This window comes from Kutzneria sp. NPDC051319 (assembly GCF_040682195.1).
Classification (GTDB): domain Bacteria; phylum Actinomycetota; class Actinomycetes; order Mycobacteriales; family Pseudonocardiaceae; genus Kutzneria.
The window spans coordinates 130,996-147,039 of the sequence record NZ_JBFBAM010000012.1; the positions used below are offsets into that span (position 1 = coordinate 130,996).

The following is a 16,044-nucleotide window of genomic DNA, read 5'->3' on the forward strand; positions in this document are numbered from 1 at the left end:
CGCCCACCGACGCTCCGGTTCGCCCGCCGACCTGGCTGTCGGCGTTCCCGGTTCACCCGCCGGTGTTCCCCTCCCGCCTCGGCCCAGCGCCCACCACCAGCACCGCTTCCCCGCGTCCCATAGGCCGAGCGCGTGAAATCGTGGGCCTTTTCGGGTGTCTAGTCGACATAATCCCGAAACACGTTCGTCCCCTTGCCGATTTAGCGTCCATGGTGGACGTCGACCCGGGAGGTGGGTGGGATGACCGGTCCCTGTGTCGTCTGCGGTACGGAGAGGCCTAGTTCTCCGTCGGACTTCTTCTGCTCCGACCAATGCCAGCGCGACTGGCACGCCGGACGGGTGGAGCCGTTGGTCAGCGGCGGCAGCGCGTGGCTGCCGCCGAACGTGAACCGCACCGGCGAATCGTGGCGCGCGGCCTGAGTCAGACCGACCGCGTGCGGTAGGCGAGGTTGAGCACCCGCTCGACCAGCTTCGGCGCGACCGCGTAACCGGCGGCGGCGAGCAGGCCGAACGGCAGATCCACGGACTTGGGCCGCTTGACCAGCGCACGCACCACCAGCCGGGCGGCCCGCTCCGGGGTGGCGGCCGGCATCCGGTCGTAGACCCGGCTCGGGCCGATCATCGGCGTGCGCACGAGCGGCATGTGCACGGTGGTGAACGTGATCCGGTCACGCAGAGTCTCGGCCGCCGCGACCTGGCTGAACTCGTCCAATGCCGCCTTGGAGGCCAGGTACGCGGCGAACCTCGGCGTGCGCGTCTGCACGCCCATGGACGAGATGTTGACCACGTGCCCGCCGCCGTGCTCCCGGAAGTGCGGAAGCAGCCCGAGCACCAGACGGACCGGCGCGAAGTAGTTGATCGCCATCGTCCGCTCGAAGTCGTGATGACGGTCGCGCGAGCTGTTCAGCGATCGCCGGATCGACCGGCCGGCGTTGTTGACCAGCATGTCCACCCGAGTCTGCTCGGTCAGCACCTGCCTGAGCATCGCCTCGACGGAGTCGGCATCCGTAAGGTTACATGTGTAAGCATACGCTTCGCCGCCGCGGCCCGCGATTCCGTCGCGGACCTGCGCGAGTTCGTCGGCCCGACGGGCGACCAGTAGCGGGATCGCGCCGAGTCCGGCGATCGCGAACGCCGTGGCCCGGCCGATGCCGGAGGACGCGCCGGTGATGAGGATGCGCTTGCCGGCCAGCGGCGACGATCGGGTCATGCGGCGATGATGCCACTACCTACTCATGAGTAGGAAGTGGTCGTGGCAGCATGGCTGACCATGGCGAGGTGGGGAGAGTTCCGGGCCAGGCCGTTCCACTTGGGCTTCGGCGCGTTGGCGATCGCGTGCGCGATCTTCAGCGCCACGCTCGTGGACGACGCGGTGCTGCGCGCCGGCTGGATCGCGATCGGCTGCGCCGGCCTCGTGTGGCTCGGCTTCGTGTCGTGGGCGCTGATCCGTCAGCGCAAGCGGAGTTCCAACACCTGACCCGGCCACGAGTCGACTGTGAAGGTGGCCGTCGGTGTGAATCCCGCTGAGACGTAGAAGGCGACCAATGCTCGGTCGTCGCCGGCGTAGCAGTCCACGCGGACCCGCCCCACGCCTTCCTCGATCGCGCGGGCTTCCGCGTGTTTCAGCAGCATCCGCCCCGCCCCGCGCGCTTCTGGAAACCGTGCGCCGACCAGGCTCGACACGTACAGCTCCGGCATGTCGGTCGGCGGGATGTGCTCCTGCGGCTCCCCGAGCGCCATGAAGCCCGCCGCGCGGCCGTCCACCTCGGCGATCCACGCCTCGCCGGCCAACTGCCGCCGCATGGTCTCCATCAGCTTCGAGTCGGTCGAGAACGGCTCCGTGCCCCACTGTCCGGTGCGGCCCTGCTCCGCCAGCCAGCGCACGGCGTCGTCAAACAGGGCGCCGACCGTCTCCAGGTCGGCGTCCGTGCCTTGACGGAGTCTCATGCCGGCTCCGAGGCCGTCACCACCGCATCCCTCAGTGCCGCCCGCAGTCGTCCGACCTCCAGCGGCGCCAGCACGGCGGTCTCTCCCGGCGGCGCGACCAGCACCACATGGCCCTGGCTGACGAACACCGTGAGATCGCGGCGTCGGCCCGCCACATCCCGGCAGGTCACCAACCATTCCTTGCGGTCAACCACGTCTTCCGCCTCCCAGCCCTTCGGTGCATGAACATCGCGGCGCTCGCAGCGGTGTGACGCACCCCGGCCGACGACGTGACGCGGGTTTCGCGGCCAGATCGCGTCTTTCCCCGTGGTTGATCACGCCGTGCTGCCGCTTAGCCTCGCACGTCCGAGCCGTCGATTGTCACCTGGGAGGGTGATCAGGCACCCTCGCCCGCCCCCATGACCACCGCTTTTAGGCAGAAGGGCCGAAGCGTCGCCCGCCCGTTCGGGTGATCCCGCCTACTCTCGCCCACCCGTCGTCACGCCCGCCGGACCTGATCCACATCAACCCGAGCCAACCGGGCCGCCCCCATCGCCGCTCCGACTTCCACGATGTCGTCGACCTTCACAACGTCGTCCGACTTCCGTGTCGCAGGCTTCCGCTTCCATCACGCCGCCGGCCTTCACCGCACTCCGGCCTTCAGGACGTCGTCGACTTCCACGCTGTTGCCGACCCTCACCGCATCGGCGACTTCTGCGACGCCGCAGGCCTCACGACGTCGCCCGCTCCCACCACTTCGCCGGCCCCCACAACTTCGCCCGACTTCTCCACGTCGTCGAACTTGTCCATGTCGTCGAACTTCTGGATGTCGTCCGACTTGCCCGCGCCGCCGAACTTCTCTCCGTCGTCGAACATCTGCCCGTCGTCGAACTTCTCTCCGTCGTCGAACATCTGCCCGTCGTCGAACTTCTCGAGTCCGACGAACTTCTGCATGTCGTGGATCTTCTCCGGTTCGCCGGACTTGTCCGCGTTGTCGAACTTCTCCACTTCGCCGAGCTTCTCCGCACCGCCGAACTTCTTGATGTCGTCGAAGTTCGCCGTCGCGCCGCCCGTCGCCGCCGCGGCAACGTCCGCCGCTTCGACGGCCGCCACCCGCTCCGGTCGGGTCATGGTCGCCGCCGCGTCGCCGTCCTTGATCAGCAGTGCGGCCACCCCGGATGCGATCATCAGCCCGGCCGCCACCGCGAACGCCACGTGATAGCCGAGCAGGTGGCCTGTCCCACCCGAAGCCCTGCCGCTACTGAACGCGGCAAGCACGCTGCCCAGCACCGCCACGCCGATCGCCGACCCAGCCTGCCGGCCGGAGTTGTACAGCGTGGACGCCCGGCCCGTCTTCGCTGGCGGCACCTGTGCGAACGCGGCGGTCTGCGCCGGGTTGAAGTTGTTGGACATGCCCAGCCCCAGATAGAACATGATCAACATGACCACCCACTGCGGCGTGGCCGCCCCGACCAGCGTCATCAGCATCATCCCGACCGCCGCGTTCACCACACCCAGCACGATGTGCAGCCGGGGGCCCAGCGTCGAGTACACCCGACTGGCGATCTGCGTGCCGACAAGTACGCCGACGGCCTCCGGGAACGTCGTCAGCCCGGTCTGCCACGCCGAGACGCCGAGTCCGGACTGATAGAGCAGCGGGAACACGAACAGCGTGCCGAGAAAACCGGCCGTCGACATCAGCTGGACGATATTGATGCTCCGGAACAGTCGGTCGCCGAACAGTCGCAGGTCCAACATCGGTTCCGGCACCCGCAGTTCGACAATCACGGTCGCGGCCAGCAGCGCGGCACCGAGCACGCCCGTGATCAGAATCTGCGGCGAGCCCCAGCCCAGCGTGGCGCCCTCCGTGAGTGCGTACATCAGCAGCGCGAAGCCGACGCCGGACAGCACAAAACCGGCGACGTCGAACCGTCCGGCGCCCGGCTCGCGGTGCTCACGCAGCAGGAACAGCCCAAACAGGAAGGCCAGCACGCCGACCGGCAGGTTGACGTAGAACACCCAGCGCCACGACAGCGTGTCCACGAGCAGGCCACCCAACACGGGTCCCATCGCCGGCGCGACCGCCGTCGGCACAATCAGCACGCGGTTCACCCGCATGCGCTCGGCCAGCGGGAACTCCCGGTACAGCATGGCCAGGCCGATCGGCGCGAGCATGCCGCCGCCGAGGCCCTGGAGCAGCCGGAACGCGACCAGTTCGGGGAGCGACTGGGCCACGCCACACAGCGCCGACGCCAGCGTGAAGACGGCCAGCGCGATCAGGAAGACGCGCTTGGTGCCGAACCGGTCGCCCAGCCAGCCCGACGCCGGGATCACCAGGGCGAGGCTGAGCAGGTAGCCGACGACAACCGCGCCCGCGTCGGCGGCGGTCACGTGGAACTGGGCGGCGATCGTCGGCAGCGCGACGTTGACGATGGTCGTGTCGAGGATGTTGAGGAAGAGCGCCGCGACGAAGACGACGCTGACGACAACCTTCGGGCTCAGCTGGCGTAACCCCACCGCTCGACTCCCTCACGAAATGTTTGCATGCGACAACGAAACATTCCAACAGGGGTGGCTCGGGGGTTGTTCCTTCGCCGAGGGTGATCCGCGCTGCGGGGTGGGCCGAGCCTCAGCTCAGGTCGTAGGGCATCAGGGTGGTGAGCGCGTCGTCGACGCTGACCCAGCTGCCCTCGGTGCCGGGCAGCACGAGGTCGTAGGTGCGGTCGAGGAAGTCGGCCAGCTCCTGCGCGGACGCCTCGAACATGGCCAGACCGGCGGGCGAGCTGACGACCAGCACCACGAGCTCGATGTCGTCGACCGCCGGGCGGATGCGGACGTCGCCGGAGCCGGCCTCCGCGATCAGGCCGTCGGCGAGCAGGTCGCGGGCGAAGCACCACTCCACCCAGCCGGACGGGCCGGAGCGGAACGCCGCTGTCACTGCGTACGGGTCGCGGGTGTCGTAGCGGAGTTCGACCTCGACGGGGACCGACGGTGCATCGGGCACCAACAGGTCCAGCACCGCCATCGAGCGGAGCGTCATGTGGTCGTTACGCATCGTGTTCACCCCTCGGCTTCCCGACACTCGTCCTGAGTCAACAGTGGCGGAGTCCTCTGGAGAACTTGTCCACGTTCACTCAATGTCGCCCCCAGGCGGAGTTGCCCGCTCAATCTGTCACTCATCCGGGTGGCGGTCCAGCGGTTTCGTCATTCACCGTACGAAAGTGTGGGGATATGACCTGAAAAGGGGAACGGTCTTGCCCCTGTTGTGACCACTTTCAGACGTGATGATCGCTACACCCGCGGGCCGTCCGGGCCGCCGCCGCCCTCGTCGGGCACCGCCAACCGCAGCAGCACGCGCCGCAGCGCCGCTCTTCCTCCGTGCTCAACACTATGAGCACGGCCCGTTCGACCAGTTCCAGTTCGAGCCGGACCGCCGCCTGGACCTGGCGACCCTTCTCTGTCAGCTCGGGATACGCACGCGACGGTCGCTCGGATCAGGTCTCCGGACGATCCGTTCCTGCTGCTCCATCCGGTCCAGGGCGCAAGCCGTGGTCGTTTCGTCGAGTCCGAGCCGATTGTCCGGCCCGGCGGCGTCTGCTGACGATTCTCCACGGCATCGTCAGCGCCAGTTGCCCTCGGACGCCGGCGGCGTCCATCGCCGCGCCCATCCGCTGTGTGGCTCGTGAGGCAGCCAGTTCATGTCGCCCCGCTCGCCGCGGACCTTCACGCGGTGGCCCGGCTGCCCGGTCTCCCTATGTAGCTCCGCCCTTTCGCATCCTCGCTGACCTGGTCAAAGCCTGTTCCGTACCCGAACGTCGCCGGGCGTCGATGTCGCGCAGTCACGTGGCCCAGCCTCGTGAGATGACCTCAACTAATTGGGCCGTCCAGCGGTGTTCACTTCCGCGACACGCCGGTATAGGACGGTCCCCTTGTTCCGTGCCGGCCACTGCCAGACTTGCCCGAGTTGCCTGGTCCGGCTGGTGGGAGGACACAAGCGATGGTCGAACCGCTCGGAGACGTACTCGATCGAGCAGCCAAGTTGAGTGCCTCCGGCCGGCGACGCAAAGCCGTTGCCCTGCTGCGCGGTATCGCCAGCTCCCATCCCGACAACGCCGAGGTCTGGTGCCGACTCGCCGCCGCACTGCTTGACCGCGGCGACGCCACCGCCGCCCTGGCCGCCGTGCGCCGCGCGATACCGCTCGGTGGGGACAGGGCGTGGGCCCACCGTCTCGCCAGCAAGGCCTTGAGTCGTCTTGGCCGCCATGAGGAGGCCGTCTCCGCCGCTCGTCAGGCTGTGCGCTCGGCGCCCTCCGACTGGCGGTGCCGCATCGCCCTCGCCGAGGCCTTCGGCGCCGCCGGCAGTTGGCCCGACGCTGTCGACGCCGCCGCCCAGGCCGTCCGCTACCAGCCCGATCATGTCCGGCCGTATCTCGTACTCGGCGACGCCGCCCGCCGCACCGGCGATCTCGCCACCGCCGAGCGCGCCTACCGCACCGCCATGCGTCGCAAACCGGGCGATCCTCGCGTTCGCGCCGAACTGGCCCGTCTCCGTCAGGCCACCTCTGGCTCCGGCGGACTGCAGAACTTCGCCGAAAACGAGAAGTTCGTCGACAATCAGAAGTTCGTCGAAGACGAGAAGTTCGCCGCACTTCGCGATGTCGACCCACCCTCGGTTTCCGGTGGGCTTCCCTTCGCCAGCCGCTCGGCACGTCCGTGGACGAACTCCTCGGTTTCATCCGACGAGTGGCAACCTCGCCGCACCACCCACCGCTCTGCCGTCGACCACCGCGTCCTCGGCCACCAGACCGCCGATCATCGGGCTGCCGACCAGCGCACCTTCGGCCATCAGGCCGTCGACCACCCCGCCGGCTATCGGTCTGCGATCAACCGCCTCTTCGGCAGCCGTCTTGCTGGAGCCCGTCCTGCGGCCAACGACGTCGACGGCCCGTCCGCGTCGGGCGACCGCCTCTCCGATGGCCGGCTCGCTCGCGGCCGAACTTCTGCTTTTCGTCGAACTTCGGCATTCGGTCGACCTTCCGGTGACGACCGCACGTCAGACGGCGGACGAACTTCGCCCAGCCGTCGGTCCGCAGTCGACGGCAGCCTGTCCGTCGACCACTCTCGCGGCGACCGATCCCCGGGAGTCGATCGTCCGGCAGCCGATCGGTCTCCAAGTCGAGATCGATTCGCCGGGACCGGCCGCTCCCACGGTGTCGGTGGGTCGTCGGGAGCCGGTCGGTCGCCGTTGGCGGAGAAGCTGGCTTGGCGTGCCGTCCGTCAGCTGTCCATCGCCGTGGTGATCGCCGGCATGTTCCTGATGGTCGCCGGCCTGCCGAAGCCCACCCCGGTGCTCGCCTGGCTCGGCTTCGCCATCCCGTGCGTCGTCGTGGTCCTGGCCTTCGTCGAGCTGTTCCGGGTTCCGTCCGGCTACCGGTTCGCGGTCTTGACCCTGCCGCTGCGCCGGCCGGTTGTTGGGCTCGCCTGCGTGCTGCTCGCGTTGTCCAACGCCCTCGTGCTGCTCTGGGCCATGCTCGACCGAGCCAACGCCGGCACCATGGAGCCGCTCATCTTCGCCCTGGTCTGCGCCGTCTGCGCCGGCGCCGTGTCCCTGGTCAGCGAGGCCTAGGCGCAGCGACCTCGAGGTGATGACCCGTTCGCCACCGCCCGGTCCGCGCCGGACAAGCGTCGGACAAGCGGCACGTCAGCCGCGACCGGCAGCATTCGGTGTGACTCAGCAGTGGTCATCCGCGCCGGAGGTGTGCTCGTGAGCGGCTTGGGGCTCGACTCCGTCGCCGAGACCGTCTACCTGACGGCACTCACCCGCGTCCGCTGGCGCCTCGCCGATCTGAACCGTCACGTCGAACTCGGTTACCCCCATGCCGACGGCCACCCGCAACCCGCCGGCCGCGTAGCCGCCTCGATCGACCGGCTGCGAGCTGATGGGCTGATGGTCGCCTCCGCAGAAGAGAGCGGCGCTGTCCGTGCCGTCGACCCGGCCCTCGCACTGCCCGCGCTGGCGGCGAGTCGGGTGTGGGGTCTCAGCGCCGGCGACTCGCGACCGCAGGCCTTGTCCATCGCCCAGCTCATCGCCCGTCACGAGCCGCCCGGACCCGATCACCTCCATGGCCTGGACGAGATGAACTCGTTCGCCGAACACCTCGTCGCCAACGCCCGCCGGGAAGTCGTGATCCTCAGCGGGCAGCACCGAACCGGCTCGTTCGAGTTCGCCACCCCGGTCGCCGAGGCCGTGCTCCGTCGCGGTGCTCAACTCCGGCTGGTCTGGCGCAGCGAGCTGATCCGCACGCCGGCCGTCGCCGCCCACGCCACCTGGTTGCGCACCCGGGGCGCCGCACCCCGGATCGTCCCGATCCTGCCGACCACAATGCTGCTCGTCGACCGTTCGGTCGCCATGGTCATCACCGGCGACCGTGCCGTCGTCAACCGGGCCACCTCGTCTGTCACACCGCTCTGCGTGCTCGCCGACCAGCTCTGGGCCAACAGCGGCCCCGGTCCTCGCCGCCCTCACCTGCCCGACGAGACGCCCCGTCATCACAAGGTCCTCCGCCTGCTCGCCGACGGCCTCACCGACGACGCCATCGCCCGACAGGTCGGCGTCAGCGTCCGAACGGTCCGCAACGACATGGCCGCCGCCATGCTCAGCCTCGACGCCCGCAGCCGTTTCCAAGCCGGCGTCCGCGCCGCCCAACTCGGCCTGCTCTGAAGCCTCACCCCGAGCAGTCAGCGATCAGTCGCTCTCCGGCCGCAGTGCCGTGCCGAACGGGAACGTCGCCCGACGCAGCCACCGTTCGCCGTCGGAGTGGACCAGCCACGCCTCGGTCAGACGGTCGCGGAGGGGAAGTTCGACGGAAAGCTCGTTTTCGACGAAGTTCTGGATTTCGTCGGAGACGTCCATCGTGACAGTGAGGTGGGGCTGGATGTCGTCGCCGAATTCGCCGCCGTAGGGCGGGTGGTCCGGCCAGCGCGCGGCCACTCGGCGGGTGAGGTCGCGGAACGGTTCCTCCGGTTCGGGCCGCAGATACAGGACCGTCGGGAAGTGGCGGAACTCAGCCAGCCGGACGTCGATCGGCGGTGTGTCGGCGAACATCGCGGCCAGGGCTCGCTCGTCCTCATCGGTCAACCGGTCCATCGGCACCCACGGGAACAGCACGGTCACATGGGCCTCGACGGCGCGTGGCGGGACGCCCGGTCGATCCAGGAGCGGCTCCGCCGCCAGCACGGGGATGATCACGCCGGTGACGCCGAACGGCAAGGTCATGGCCGTATTGTCGGAGGAATGCGCCAGGATCAGCACGGAATTTCGGTGCACGCGGCAACTGCGGCCGCGGTCGAGCAGCTGGACGGAGCCGTCGACTCGCTGCTGCACTTCCGCCTCGACGTCGGCGAACGATCTGAGCGTGTGGTCACCGAGGACCCGTTGCAGCCCACGGCCAACGCCATGCGGGTGTACCTGGCCGTGCTGAGCACCGACCCGCAGTACGTGCCGCCGATCGCGGCGAAGTTCGCCGAGTTCCGGCAGCGCGTCGGCGACCTCACCGACGGCGAACGCCTCCACGTCGAAGCCGCGGCCCGGCTTCTCGACGGAGACCTGCACGCCGCCGGCGCACTGCTCGCCGACCTGGCGGCCGAACAGCCCCGCGACGCCCTGGCTCTGGCCGTCGGCCACCAGATCGACTTCCTCACCGGCAACGCCACGTCGCTCCGTGATCGCATCGGCGGCGCGTTGCCCGCCTGGAGCACGGCGGATCCGCACTACGCCAACCTGCTCGGCATGTACGCCTTCGGCCTGGAGGAATGCGGCCACTGGGAGCTGGCGGAACAGACGGGCCTGCGGTCGATGGAGCTCGACGCCGCCGACGTCTGGAGCGTGCACGCCGTCGGTCACACCCACGAGATGCGAGCCACCTACAACGACGGCATCGCCATGCTCGACCGCCGCCGTCCCGACTGGGATCAGGGCAACCTGCTTCGCGTGCACATCTGGTGGCACTACTGCCTGTTCCTGCTGGAAGCCGGCCGCTACCGCGAGGCACTCGACCTGTACGACGAGCGGCTCGCGCCGACCGAGGAGTCGACCATCACCGAAGCCGTCAACGCCGCGAGCCTGATGTGGCGGCTGCACCTGCTCGGCGAGGCGGTCGGCGACCGTTGGGCCAAACTCGCCGCGACGTGGCCGCCGCGCATGGCGGTCCCGTTCAACGCATTCAACGACATGCACGCCGTCATGTCCTACGTCGGAGCCGGCGAGGACAACCTGGCCGCCGACCTCGTAGCCGACCGCCGCCGCTACGTCGCCGAAGCCGGGCCCGCGACCAACGTCGCCACGACCGCGCGCGTCGGCCTGCCCATATGTGAAGCGTTACTCGCATTCGGTCGCGGCCGCTACGCCGAGGCGGTCGACCTGCTCTGGCCCATCCGCCGGCATGTCCACGAGTTCGGCGGCAGCCATGCTCAGCGCGACGTCATGCAGCGCACGCTGGTCGAGGCCGCCATTCGTGCGGGCCGCACCGCACAGGCCCGGACGCTGGTCGGGGAGCGGATCAGCGTGCGACCCGACTCTCCGTACAACCAGCTCAAGCTGCGTCAGCTGGACGGCTCCTGATCTCCAACATCGTGCAGCCGTCCACGGTTCGATAGGGACCGTGCGGCATCCCCGGCCGGCGCGAGGCGAAGTGGCCGGCACGAAACGTCCGGTTCAGCGTGATGTCGTGGAGGGATCCTTCGAGCAGTAGAACTTCCTCGAAGTAGTCGTGCCGGATCACGCCCGACGTCTCCGTACCCGGCGCCCATCTCGCGATCCGCGTGCCCACCTCGCCGTCGGCCTCCCGGCTGAGGACCCGCTCGCTGACCCCCGGCGCATTCGGGTCCGGCCGCCACGGCACGGCCTCGACGTCGAAGAACTCCAGTTCGTCCTTCATCCCGAGCTCCGAAATCGATCGCCCTCACCGGTCTGGCGAGATCACGCTGCCGCCCGTCAGCTGAGGTTCCATCAGCTTTGAGGCCGGCCGCGAACTCGACATCGCCGGCTCGACCGCCGCCCCCTCAAGACTCGTCAACTAGGTCAACTCGTGTCCACTGTGGTCAAGTGTTGATTAGCCCATCCACTGTTGACAACACTCGTCAACACATCAACATTCGCTGACGAACCCGCCGTCAGAGGACGGTTCACTCTCGACAACCACGAGGTCGTCGAACATCAGCGATGAGACGACCGGCCGCCCCCGTCGCCGAAGACGAGCATTCCGGCGGCGGACCCGTCGACCGGCGTGATCGAGCACTGCGACGGTGAAGCGCTCGATCGCCGGAGTTGAGATGTTCGGCGGCGAAGCGCTAGGCCGTCACAACCGAGGAAGCTGACGACATGGTCGCGGCCGACCGCGAAGCCCGGCGCCGACTGACGGCGTCGGCGAGGGAGCGGAGCACGGACTCCGACACGTCCCAGCCCATGCAGGCGTCGGTGACGCTCTGTCCGTAGGCCAGTTCCTCGGCGTGGCCCAACACCAGTTCCTGTCGCCCGGCCTCGAGGAAGCTCTCCAGCATGATGCCGACCACCTCGGTCTCGCCGCCGGCGATCCGGTCGGCGATGTCCCCGGAGACCAGGGGCTGGCGCAGGTGGTCCTTGCCGCTGTTGCCGTGGCTGGCGTCGATGATCACCCGCGAAGGCAGGCCGGACTTCGTCAGGCGGCCGACGGTGTGCTCGACGCTGGCGCGGTCGTAGTTCGGACCCGCGCTGCTGCCACGCAGGATGACGTGGCAGTCGGGGTTGCCGGCAGTCGAGAAGATCGCCGCCAGGCCGTCGTCCGTGATGCCGGGGAACACGTGGCTGGAGGCGGCGGCCTTGACGGCGTCGACGGCGGCCTGGACGTCGCCCTCGGTGGAGTTCTTGATCCCGATCGGCATGGACAGACCGCTGCACAGCTGCCGGTGCACCTGGCTCTGCGCGGTGCGGGCGCCGATGGATCCCCAGGTCACGGTGTCGGCGATGTACTGCGGAGTGATCGGGTCAAGGAACTCGCAGCCGACCGGCAGCCCCAGGTCGAGGATGTCGAGCAGCAGCTTCCGGGCTACGCGCAGCCCGTGGTTGACGTCGAAGGAGCCGTCCATCCGCGGGTCGTTGATCAGGCCCTTCCATCCGAGCGTGGTGCGCGGCTTCTCGAAGTACACCCGCATCACGACGCACAGCTCGTCGGACAGCTCGGCGGTCAGTGCGGCCAGCCTCCGCGCGTAGTCGAGGCCGGCCACGGGATCGTGCACGGAGCACGGTCCGACGACGACAAGTAGCCGGTCGTCGATGCCGTTGAGCACGTTGGTGACGGCGGTGCGGCTCTGCACGACGACGGCCTCGGCGGCGTCGGTGAGCGGGGCCTCGTCGCGCAGCAGCGCGGGCGAGACCATCGGCCGCGAGCTGACGATGCGCTGGTTGTGCGTGGACATCGGGTTCCTCTCCAGCAGGCCGCCGGAGGTCCCGCCGGCCTGCCCTGTGTCTGGGGCAAAACAAAAGGCAGAGGCGAATCGCCTCTGCCTTGCCGGCTCTGGGTGCTTCGTGGTCAGCGCACGTGGTCGCCGCCGGGCCCACCCAGGGCCGGCTCGCTAAACCACGGATAGCTACGAAGCACGGAATCAGCCTAGCGCATGTTGACCGCGCCGATGCAATGGGTCAGGATCAGTCCATTGGAGCCGGGCAAGGAAGGGCGGTCCCCGTGATCACCGTCGACGCACTGCGCGAGTTGGTGGAGACCGGGGAGGTCGACACCGTCCTGGTGGCCATCGTGGACATGCAGGGCCGCCTTCAGGGCAAACGCTGCTCGGCCCGCTACTTCCTGGACGTGGTGCTCGACCACGCCACCGAAGGCTGCAACTACCTGCTCGCGGTCGACGTCGAGATGAACACCGTCGGCGGCTACCGGATGTCCTCGTGGGAGCGCGGCTACGGCGACTTCGTGATGCGTCCGGACCTGAGCACGTTACGGCTCACGCCATGGCTGCCGGGCACGGCGATGGTGATGTGCGACGTGGAGTGGGAAGACCGCAGCCCGGTCACGGTCTCGCCGCGCCAGGTGCTGCGCCGCCAGCTCGACCGGCTCGCCGAGCGCGGCCTCGCCGCGTTTGTCGGCACGGAGCTGGAATTCATCGTCTTCGACGACAGCTACGAGCAGGCGCACGACCTCGGCTACCGGGATCTCCGGCCGGCCAATCAGTACAATGTGGACTACTCGTTGCTCGGGACCTCCCGTATCGAGCCGCTTCTGCGCCGCATCCGCAACGAGATGAGCGGCGCCGGCCTGATGGTCGAGTCGGCCAAGGGGGAGTGCAACTTCGGTCAGCACGAGATCGTCTTCCGGTACGACGAGGCGCTGCCGACCTGCGACAACCATGCGATCTACAAGACCGGCGCCAAGGAGATCTCCGCCCAGGAGGGCCGCAGCCTCACGTTCATGGCCAAGTACAACGAGCGTGAGGGCAATTCCTGCCACATCCACATCAGCCTGCGTGGCACGGACGGCGATCTCACGTTCGCCGGTGACGGACTGCACGGCATGTCCACGACCGCGCAGCAGTTCATCGCCGGCCAGCTGGCCTGCCTGCGCGAGCTGACGCTGCTGTACGCGCCGAACATCAACTCCTACAAGCGGTTCCAGCCCGGAAGCTTCGCGCCGACGGCCATCGCATGGGGCAGCGACAACCGGACCTGTGCGTTGCGCCTGGTCGGTCACGGGGCGGGTCTGCGCATCGAAAACCGCGTGCCGGGCGGCGACGTGAACCCGTATCTCGCGGTCGCCGCGCTGATCGCGGCCGGTCTCCATGGCATCGACAGCGGGCTGACGCTGGAGCCCGAGCTGTCCGGCAATGCCTACGCCTCGGACAAGCCGACGGTGCCGTCATCGCTGCGTGAGGCCAAGGATCTGTTCGCGGCCAGCACGATCGCCCGCGACGCGTTCGGCGAGGACGTCGTCGACCACTACTGCAACGCGGCCCGTGTGGAGCTGGCCGCGTTCGACTCCGCCGTCACCGACTGGGAGCGTTTTCGTGGCTTCGAAAGGCTTTGACCGCCGACCGGTCATCGGCATCACAACCTATATCGAACGAGCTCGTTACGGCGCATGGGATGTGGACGCGGCGCTGTTGCCGCGTACCTATGTCGACACGGTCGCGGCGGCCGGCGGCAACCCGGTCCTGTTGCCGCCGCTGGGGTTTGCCGACGTGTCCTTTCTGGATGGTTTGGTGATCGCCGGCGGCGCGGATGTGGACCCGGCCCGCTACGGCGAAGCGGCGCATCCGGAAACCCTTGGTGTGCGCCCGGATCGGGACGAGACGGAGTTCGCTCTGGTCGAGGGCGCCCTTGCCGCCGGCTTGCCGCTGATCGGCGTGTGCCGAGGCATGCAGGTGCTCAACGTCGTGCTCGGCGGCACGCTCACCCAGCACGTGCCCGATGTCACCGGCACGTCGACGCACCGTCCGGTGGTCGGCCAGTTCGGACGCACCGACGTGGAAATGGCGCCGGGCAGCGCGGTCGCCGACATCCTCGGCGGCGCGGCCAGCGTCTCGTGCTCGCATCACCAGGCTGTGGACCGCCTAGGCGACGGGCTGACGATCACCGCCCGATCGGCCGACGGCATCGTCGAGGCGGTCGAGCTGGCAGGCGCCGATTTCGCGCTCGGCGTGCAGTGGCATCCCGAACAGGACGCGGAAGTGCGGCTGTTCAAGGCTTTGGTGGCGAGAACGGGGAACGGGAAGTGACCACCTTCGATGTGATCAATCCGGCGACCGAGGAGCTGGTCGGCGCCGTCGAGCTGGCCACGCTCGACCAGACGGACGCGGCGATCGCCCGCGCCCAGGCCGCGTTGCCGGCGTGGAAGGCCGTCGCGCCCGGCGACCGAGCTCGGCTGCTGCGTCGGTTCGCCGCGGCGATCGACGCCGATCTGGAGAACCTGGCGCAGATCGAGGTCGCCAACTCCGGCCACACCATCGGCAACGCGCGGTGGGAAGCCGGCAACGCGCGCGATGTCGTCGAGTACTACGCGGGCGCGCCGGAACGCCTGTTCGGCCGACAGATCCCGGTTGCCGGCGGTATCGACGTCACGTTCGCCGAGCCGCTCGGTGTGATCGGCGTGATCGTGCCCTGGAACTTCCCGATGCCGATCGCCGCCTGGGGTTTCGCCCCAGCGCTGGCCGCCGGCAACACTGTCGTCCTCAAGCCGGCTGAACTGACACCGTTCACCGCGGTCAGGCTGGCCGAGCTCGCACGCGAAGCCGGCATCCCGGAAGATGTCTTCCAGGTGCTGCCCGGCAAGGGATCCGTTGTCGGGCAGCGATTCGTGACGCACCCGGCCGTGCGCAAGGTGGTCTTCACCGGGTCTACCGTCGTCGGCAAGCAGATCATGGCCGGCTGCGCCGAGCAGGTGAAGCGGGTGACACTGGAACTCGGCGGTAAGAGTGCGAACATCGTGTTCGCCGACGCCGATATCGAACGAGCCGCGGCGACGGCGCCCTACGGCGTCTTCGACAACGCCGGCCAGGACTGCTGCGCTCGCTCGCGAATTCTGGTGCAGCGCAGCGTATACGACCGTTTCATGGCGTTGCTGGAGCCGGCGGTGCGGGGCGTCAAGGTCGGTGACCCGCGTAGTGCCGAGTCCGAGATGGGTCCGCTCATCTCGTCGACGCATCGGGACAAGGTCGCCTCGTACGTTCCCGAGGACGCCCCGGTCGCCTTCCGCGGAAGCGCTCCGGACGGCGCGGGATTCTGGTTTCCGCCAACGGTTCTCACGCCTGCGTCCGAAAAGGACCGCTCGGTCGTCGAGGAGATCTTCGGCCCCGTCGTCGTGGTGCTGCCGTTCGACGACGAGGCCGACGCACTGCGGATGGCCAACGACACCGAGTACGGCCTGTCCGGCTCCATCTGGACCCGCGACATCGGCCGCGCGCTGCGGGTCGCCCGCGGGGTGGAGGCCGGCAACCTGTCGGTCAACTCGCACTCATCGGTCCGCTACTGGACGCCGTTCGGCGGCTACAAGCAGTCCGGCCTCGGCCGGGAGCTCGGCCCGGACGCGGTCGCCGCGTTCACCGAGACCAAGAACGTGTTCATCGCTACTGAGGAGTGAG

General features: G+C 68.8%; 17 protein-coding genes. 7 read left to right on the forward strand and 10 right to left on the reverse strand.

What is annotated here, in order from left to right:
- Positions 1-200 precede the first annotated feature (200 nt).
- Positions 201-395, reverse strand: coding sequence for a hypothetical protein (locus AB0M73_RS15175; RefSeq protein ID WP_363891207.1), 195 nt, complete (start codon positions 393-395; stop codon positions 201-203).
- A 26-nt stretch (positions 396-421) separates the two neighbouring features.
- Entirely contained in the window at positions 422-1,210 is a 789-nt protein-coding gene (locus tag AB0M73_RS15180) for an SDR family NAD(P)-dependent oxidoreductase (protein ID WP_363891208.1), read from the reverse strand.
- 60 nt (positions 1,211-1,270) lie between these two features.
- On the opposite strand from AB0M73_RS15180, the gene AB0M73_RS15185 reads away from it, so the two are divergent.
- Complete coding sequence (locus tag AB0M73_RS15185; RefSeq protein ID WP_363891209.1) at positions 1,271-1,477, forward strand: hypothetical protein; 207 nt, start codon at positions 1,271-1,273, stop codon at positions 1,475-1,477.
- Here AB0M73_RS15185 and AB0M73_RS15190 read toward each other — a convergent pair.
- From AB0M73_RS15190 to AB0M73_RS15210, 5 genes are all read right to left on the reverse strand, one after another.
- Positions 1,450-1,947: a GNAT family N-acetyltransferase gene (locus AB0M73_RS15190; RefSeq protein ID WP_363891210.1), complete on the reverse strand. Its 498-nt coding sequence runs from the start codon at positions 1,945-1,947 to the stop codon at positions 1,450-1,452. The two genes, AB0M73_RS15185 and AB0M73_RS15190, sit on opposite strands and share 28 nt — an antisense overlap.
- Positions 1,944-2,141, reverse strand: a complete 198-nt coding sequence (locus AB0M73_RS15195; protein WP_043718205.1) for a hypothetical protein — start codon at positions 2,139-2,141, stop codon at positions 1,944-1,946. Before AB0M73_RS15195 ends, AB0M73_RS15190 begins: the two co-directional genes overlap by 4 nt.
- Positions 2,142-2,622: 481 nt before the next feature.
- The gene (locus AB0M73_RS15200) at positions 2,623-4,443 is read right to left on the reverse strand and encodes an MDR family MFS transporter (protein ID WP_363891211.1); all 1,821 of its coding nucleotides are present in this window, start codon (positions 4,441-4,443) and stop codon (positions 2,623-2,625) included.
- 112 nt (positions 4,444-4,555) lie between these two features.
- Positions 4,556-4,981, reverse strand: a complete 426-nt coding sequence (locus tag AB0M73_RS15205) for an SsgA family sporulation/cell division regulator (protein ID WP_363891212.1) — start codon at positions 4,979-4,981, stop codon at positions 4,556-4,558.
- 405 nt (positions 4,982-5,386) lie between these two features.
- A complete protein-coding gene (locus AB0M73_RS15210; protein WP_363891281.1) occupies positions 5,387-5,455 on the reverse strand; it encodes a hypothetical protein in 69 nt (22 codons plus the stop codon).
- A gap of 510 nt (positions 5,456-5,965) precedes the next feature.
- Here AB0M73_RS15210 and AB0M73_RS15215 point away from each other — a divergent pair.
- Positions 5,966-7,552, forward strand: coding sequence for a tetratricopeptide repeat protein (locus AB0M73_RS15215; protein WP_363891213.1), 1,587 nt, complete (start codon positions 5,966-5,968; stop codon positions 7,550-7,552).
- A gap of 138 nt (positions 7,553-7,690) precedes the next feature.
- Positions 7,691-8,647 (forward strand): helix-turn-helix transcriptional regulator, encoded by a 957-nt coding sequence (locus AB0M73_RS15220; RefSeq protein WP_363891214.1) that lies wholly within the window; start codon positions 7,691-7,693, stop codon positions 8,645-8,647.
- Positions 8,648-8,671: 24 nt separating this feature from the next.
- Here the strand turns inward: AB0M73_RS15220 and AB0M73_RS15225 are convergent, their stop codons facing one another.
- A complete protein-coding gene (locus AB0M73_RS15225; RefSeq protein ID WP_363891215.1) occupies positions 8,672-9,202 on the reverse strand; it encodes a 2'-5' RNA ligase family protein in 531 nt (176 codons plus the stop codon).
- Positions 9,203-9,220: 18 nt separating this feature from the next.
- On the opposite strand from AB0M73_RS15225, the gene AB0M73_RS15230 reads away from it, so the two are divergent.
- Entirely contained in the window at positions 9,221-10,546 is a 1,326-nt protein-coding gene (locus AB0M73_RS15230) for a tetratricopeptide repeat protein (protein ID WP_363891216.1), read from the forward strand.
- Here AB0M73_RS15230 and AB0M73_RS15235 read toward each other — a convergent pair.
- A complete protein-coding gene (locus AB0M73_RS15235; RefSeq protein WP_363891217.1) occupies positions 10,518-10,862 on the reverse strand; it encodes a cupin domain-containing protein in 345 nt (114 codons plus the stop codon). The genes AB0M73_RS15230 and AB0M73_RS15235 overlap by 29 nt on opposite strands.
- Positions 10,863-11,274: 412 nt before the next feature.
- Positions 11,275-12,378 (reverse strand): 3-deoxy-7-phosphoheptulonate synthase, encoded by a 1,104-nt coding sequence (locus tag AB0M73_RS15240; protein ID WP_363891218.1) that lies wholly within the window; start codon positions 12,376-12,378, stop codon positions 11,275-11,277.
- A 266-nt stretch (positions 12,379-12,644) separates the two neighbouring features.
- Between AB0M73_RS15240 and AB0M73_RS15245 the strand changes: the two genes are divergently transcribed.
- From AB0M73_RS15245 to AB0M73_RS15255, 3 genes are read left to right on the forward strand one after another with little or no spacing between them, the layout of a single operon-like run.
- On the forward strand, positions 12,645-13,991 hold the full coding sequence (locus tag AB0M73_RS15245; protein ID WP_363891219.1) for a glutamine synthetase family protein: 1,347 nt from the start codon (positions 12,645-12,647) through the stop codon (positions 13,989-13,991).
- Positions 13,972-14,682 carry a gamma-glutamyl-gamma-aminobutyrate hydrolase family protein gene (locus AB0M73_RS15250; protein WP_363891220.1) on the forward strand — a complete coding sequence of 237 codons (711 nt, stop codon included), beginning with the start codon at positions 13,972-13,974 and terminating at the stop codon, positions 14,680-14,682. Before AB0M73_RS15245 ends, AB0M73_RS15250 begins: the two co-directional genes overlap by 20 nt.
- Entirely contained in the window at positions 14,679-16,043 is a 1,365-nt protein-coding gene (locus AB0M73_RS15255) for an aldehyde dehydrogenase family protein (protein ID WP_363891221.1), read from the forward strand. Before AB0M73_RS15250 ends, AB0M73_RS15255 begins: the two co-directional genes overlap by 4 nt.
- Position 16,044: the final 1 nt, after the last annotated feature.